At 60.7% G+C, this 5,327-nt stretch carries 4 protein-coding genes and 1 pseudogene; all 5 read left to right on the top strand.

Annotation, left to right across the window (positions count from 1 at the left end):
- On the top strand, positions 1-2,302 hold a 2,302-nt coding region (locus tag JCM25156_RS09050; RefSeq protein ID WP_025812831.1), incomplete at its 5' end, for a TonB-dependent siderophore receptor.
- Positions 2,303-2,631: 329 nt separating this feature from the next.
- Complete coding sequence (locus JCM25156_RS09045; RefSeq protein ID WP_025812830.1) at positions 2,632-3,120, top strand: ATP-binding cassette domain-containing protein; 489 nt, start codon at positions 2,632-2,634, stop codon at positions 3,118-3,120.
- A 197-nt stretch (positions 3,121-3,317) separates the two neighbouring features.
- A complete protein-coding gene (locus tag JCM25156_RS09040) occupies positions 3,318-4,577 on the top strand; it encodes a PepSY-associated TM helix domain-containing protein (RefSeq protein WP_242402570.1) in 1,260 nt (419 codons plus the stop codon).
- A complete protein-coding gene (locus JCM25156_RS09035) occupies positions 4,574-4,828 on the top strand; it encodes a hypothetical protein (protein WP_025812828.1) in 255 nt (84 codons plus the stop codon). Before JCM25156_RS09040 ends, JCM25156_RS09035 begins: the two co-directional genes overlap by 4 nt.
- Positions 4,825-5,327 (top strand): annotated as a pseudogene (exbB, locus tag JCM25156_RS22965) (tonB-system energizer ExbB); the annotation flags it as partial. The gene JCM25156_RS09035 and the pseudogene exbB, both read left to right, overlap by 4 nt.

Genomic DNA, 5,327 nt, shown 5'->3' with positions numbered 1-5,327 from the left:
CGCCTTTGGCGCGCAGACCGGTCTGCAGATTGCGTTCGACAGCGCCACGATAGCGGGCGCACGCTCAGGGGCGGTGAGCGGGCAGATGACTGCGGAACAGGCGCTTGCCAGCCTTCTGGCGGGCACGGGCATCAGTTACCACAGAACCGGGGCGCATTCCGTCTCGCTCGTCCGCGCGCCTGCCGCCATCCCCCTTGATCCGGTGCGGGTGGAAGGGCAGGGGAACGGGGGCGGCAGACAAGGGTGGAAAGAAGAGCAGATCGCCGTTTACGCCACATCGGGGCGGGCAGGGCTTGTGCCCAAAAATTCGAGTGCGGCCACCAAGACCGACACGCCATTGATCGAAACCCCGGAATCCGTATCCGTCGTAACCCGCGCGCAACTGGACCAGCAGAACGCCCGCACCATAGCCGAGGCCCTGCGGTATAATGCCGGTGTGTCGGGGGATGTGGCATCGGGTTACACCACACGGTTCGACATGGTGGAAATCCGCGGCTTCCAGGGGGCCGCAGGCGCGGATGAGTTTGTTGACAACCTGCGCCTGTTCAACGGTGCCTACTACGCCACCCAGCAGATTGACCCGTATCTGCTGGACCGGATCGACATCCTCAAGGGGCCGCCTTCGGTCCTTTACGGGCAGTCCAATCCCGGCGGCGCCATCGTGCTGACCACGAAACAGCCAACGGCCACGCCCGTCCACTCCATCTCGGTCGAGGGCGGAACATACGGCTACGTGCGCGGCACCGCCGATTTTGGCGGGCGGATCGACCGTGATGGCAAGTGGCTGTACCGGATCGCCGCGACTGCCACCACCTCGGGCACGCAGGACGAACACACCCGCAACGAACGCTTCGGCGTCCTGCCATCGCTGACATGGACCCCCAATGACCGCCTGACCATGACGCTCTCCGCCTTCTGGCAGCGTGACCCGCGTGGCGGCAATTTTGATACCGCGCCGCTGGAAGGCACCATCCTGCCCAACCCGAATGGCAAGATTTCGGACCATTTCTACCCCGGTGACCCGAATTTCGAGACCTACAAGCGCACCCAGACGGCGGTGAACTACCGCCTGAGCTACCAGATTGCGCCCAACTGGACCTTCAAGTCATTTGCCCGTTACGCGAATGTGGGGGCGTTTTTCCAGCAGGTGTCCTCGGGCGGGATGCTCGATGATGACAACCGCACGCTGGAGCGCGCGGCCTACGGGTCGGAGGAGCATTTCGACACGGTCACGGTGGAAGAACAGATCGTTGGCCATTTCCGCACCGGACCGGTCAAACACAACGTGATCATTGGCGGCAACTGGCAGAATATCCGTGATTCAGCGAACCTGTATTACGGCGACGCCCCCTCGCTGGATGTCTTTTCACCAACCTATGGCCAGACTATTGGCAAGCTGGACCTGTATGAAGATCAGAGCATCACCACCAATCAGGAAGGCATATATGGCGAGGACCAGATGACATGGGGCAGGCTGCACGTGCAGGGCGGCGTACGCCATGACTGGTCCACCATCGACACCCGCGACCAGACCGATAGCGGCGGCAGCTTCAACCAGGCGGACCAGGCCACGACGTGGCGTGGCGGCATCCTGTATGCCTTCCCCATCGGGCTTTCACCCTATTTCCATTACGCGGAATCCTTTCAGCCTGCCAACAACCTGTCCTTCAACGGCACGCCGTTCAAACCCACGCGGGGGCGGCAGTTTGAAGTGGGGCTGAAATACCAGCCGCATGGCTTCAACGGCTTTTTTACGGCCGCACTATATGACCTGAAGCAGAGCAACGTGCTGGTCACCGATCCGGTCCATATCGATTTCTATACCCAGACCGGCGGCATCCGCTCGCGCGGGATCGAACTCGAAGCCCATGTGGACCTGACCCGCAACCTGAACATCATCGCGGCCTATACCTATCAGGATGTTGCCTATACGCGCGGCAGTGGCAACCTGACCGGCGAGCGCCCGATTGCGGTGCCCAAACAGACATTCTCGGTCTGGGGGCATTACGACCTGCGCAACGGCCCGCTGCGGGGCTTAGGGTTTGGCGCGGGCGTGCGCTACAACGGTAATACGCTGGTGGACAACACGCTGGAATATGTCACACCCAGCTATGTGCTGGTGGATGCGCAGGCACAGTACGCGCTGGACACCGTGGCCCCCCGGCTGAAGGGCATGCTGTTTCAGGTCACCGCGCAGAACCTGCTCAACCAACGTTACTACCCCAGTTGCGCAGGTGCTGACACCGGCTGTTATATCGGCGCAAACCGCAATGTGATCGGCAAGGTGACGTATAGCTGGTGATGACTGCAAATATTAACTATCAGTTATGCGATTATCGCATGACACAGCGAAGGCATCCCATACAGACGATCCATCCCGACAGGAAATAACAGCGCGCGGCGACAGCAGTCCGATATTTTGGGACAGATTCATGCAACATACTGATTTTAATACACTTTTATAAGAACCAAAAAAACATGTCGCATGTGTCCCGACGGTGACATACGAAACATCGACTACATCATACGCAACTTGAATATGCGAATGATTGTTATTACAGGACATAAAAACAGCAGGAGATACGACGCGCGATAAGGCAAAGCCCCGTACGTCGATCTTCTTGGAAAGCGGTGCCCGTGTCCTACCGCCAGCTTTTTGCAACGGTTTTTACGGATTATTTCCTGTTTGAGAACCTGCCGCACCCCGATGAACGGACCTTGGCCCTTGCGGCATACTGGGGGGAACGGTTGGGCCTTACCCACAAGGTCAGGCTGGAGCAGAGCCGTTTCAGCACCACCGACCTTTCCACTGGCCAGCGCGGGCCTCTGGCGCTGGTGCAGGCGCTTGCTGAACACCGGCCAGTCCTGATGCTGGACGAGTGGGCAGCCGATCAGGACCCGGTTTTCCGCCGTGTTTTTTACACTGAAATCCTGCCTGAACTGAAAGCGGCAGGGCGAACGCTGATCGTCATCTCGCATGATGACCATATCATCCATCTGGATGAAGGGCGCATCATAAACGACAGCCACCCGACCGGAACGGGGCAGGAGAGGCATGCCACGCGGGCACAGGGACACCATCCATCGGAAAAAGGCACCATGGTCCCGCCGGTAATATAAAAACCGGGTTTCTTATGAAAAAATCCGCCACTGGCTCGTCTTTATAACAGAGGCGGCATTCCGGCCGGTTTGCTGACAGGACGACAGGGCCGGACGCCTGCTGATTTTTTTCGGGATAGTCAGAGGCACGACGCAATGGAACAGGCTGGAACCGGTGCAGATTTTATTTGCAACTCATTCTCACAATCATTATTAAAATGATGGTTCCCATGACACGCCGCGCCCTTCGCCGATGGTTCAGCGTTCATAAGTGGACCAGCCTTGTCTGCACCGTCTTCCTTCTGAGCGTATGCGTAACCGGATTGCCGATGCTGTTTTCCGAGCAGATATGGGACATTTTCGTGGGTGATGACGACCCACCTTACGAAAGTTTGCCTGCGGATATACCGAATGCCAATCTCGACGTAATCGTGCAAAAGGCGAGGGCGCTCTATCCGGGGCAGATCATCACCAACGTCTCTCCCGACGATGACGAACCTGCCATGCTGGTCTCCATGGCGCCGAGCTGGCAGGCGCTGAAGGACGACGAGAACCATCCCGACCGCCATTCCGGCCACTGGATCAAGTTCGATGCTCATTCGGCAAAGGTGCTGAAACAGTCGCGCCCCGCCGATGCCCCGAAAGAGCCGCGCACCTGGACCGGCGTCATCCTTGGCATATGCACGCGCCTGCACATGAACCTGTTCGCGGGCCTTCCCGGTGCGCTGTTCATGGGCGCGATGGGGGTGGTGTTCTTGGCATCGCTGGTGTCCGGCACCGTGCTGTATGGCCGCTTCATGAAGCGGCTGCCATTCGGCTCGGTCCGAACGGATCGGGCCTCGCGCCTGACCTGGCTCGATTTGCACAACCTGCTGGGGGCTACCACGCTGACTTGGGCGACGGTGGCGGGCTTTACCGGGCTGGTCAACGAACTCCAGACCCCACTCTTCGGCCTGTGGCGCGTCACCGATGTGCGCCAGATCCTCAAGCCCTACGCCAATCTGCCGGTGCTATCGCAGGATCATCTATCCTCGGTGCAGGCCGCGTTCGACACGGCGGCAAAGGCGGCCCCCGGCAATGAGGTGACCGGCCTATCCTTCCCCGGTGCCTCCTTCGGCAGTCCGGTGCATTACGTGCTCTGGACGCGTGGTGCGACACCTTTACGCGCCCGACTGTTTACCCCGGTGCTGATCGATGCCCGCACGGGTGAACTGACCGGGGCCTATCCCATGCCGTGGTATCTGCGCTTCCTCGAAATCTCCCGTCCCCTGCATTTCGGCGATTATGGCGGCATGCCGCTGCGTATCCTGTGGGCACTGCTCGATGTGGTGGTGATCGGCGTGCTGGTCAGCGGTCTGGTACTGTGGGCGGGCAAGCGGAAAGTTGCCACCGACGCCCGTCTGCGGGCGCTGGGGTACGAACTGGATGACGCGGACGATGCGGCTGTTCCTGCCCTGACGGCGGAGACGGCCCGATGAACGCCGTCGCTCCCGAAATTCCCATGCCACCTCCGCCTGTTTCGGCATCACGTCCGTCCGTTGCCATCTGGCCATGGCCGATCGCGCTGGGGCTACTCACGACCTTCGGCCTGCTGTCTGCCCTGCTGGGCCAGCACGGCGTCTGGCTGGCCCTGTCCTGGGCCGCCCTCTCCATTCCCCTCATCGTGACGGTCGCCTGCGTCCGCCGGGCATGGTGCCGCACACCGTCTGTCAAAGGAGGTCAGTCATGACCCCGATCTCGTTCTCCCCATGGGACATGTTCCTCAACGCCGGTCCCGTTGTCCGCTGCGTCATGATCCTGCTGGCCGCAGCCTCGCTGCTGACCTGGACCATCTTCATCGCCAAGTCGGTCGAACTGCTGCGTGTGCGCCTTACGCTCCAGAAGGCCGAGAAAGCGCTGGAAGAGGCCAATACGCTGGACCTCGGCAAGGAATGGACACGGGGGAATTCGTCCATTGCCCACACGCTGGTCATGGCCGCCGAGACCGAGCGCAAACGCTCTGCCGACATCCCCGATGACAGCGAGGGCTGAAGGAACGCATCGTCCTGCATCTTGAACGGCTGGAAGCGGCCGAGGGGCGCAGGCTGCTGCGCGGCACCGGCGTTCTGGCCACCATCGGGGCGACGTCGCCCTTCATCGGCCTGTTCGGCACGGTCTGGGGCATCATGACCTCGTTCACCGGTATCGCGGCCAGCAAGGCGACCAGCCTTGCCGTGGTGGCCCCCGGC

Source organism: Komagataeibacter kakiaceti JCM 25156 (assembly GCF_000613305.1).
This window is presented reverse-complemented; position numbering and strand designations above follow the sequence as displayed.

What these genes read in the sequence shown, in the direction of transcription:
- JCM25156_RS09040 (WP_242402570.1), top strand. Translation starts at nt 3,318, where the DNA reads ATGATGGTTCCCATGACACGCCGCGCCCTTCGCCGATGGTTCAGCGTT.
- JCM25156_RS09035 (WP_025812828.1), top strand. Translation starts at nt 4,574, where the DNA reads ATGAACGCCGTCGCTCCCGAAATTCCCATGCCACCTCCGCCTGTTTCG.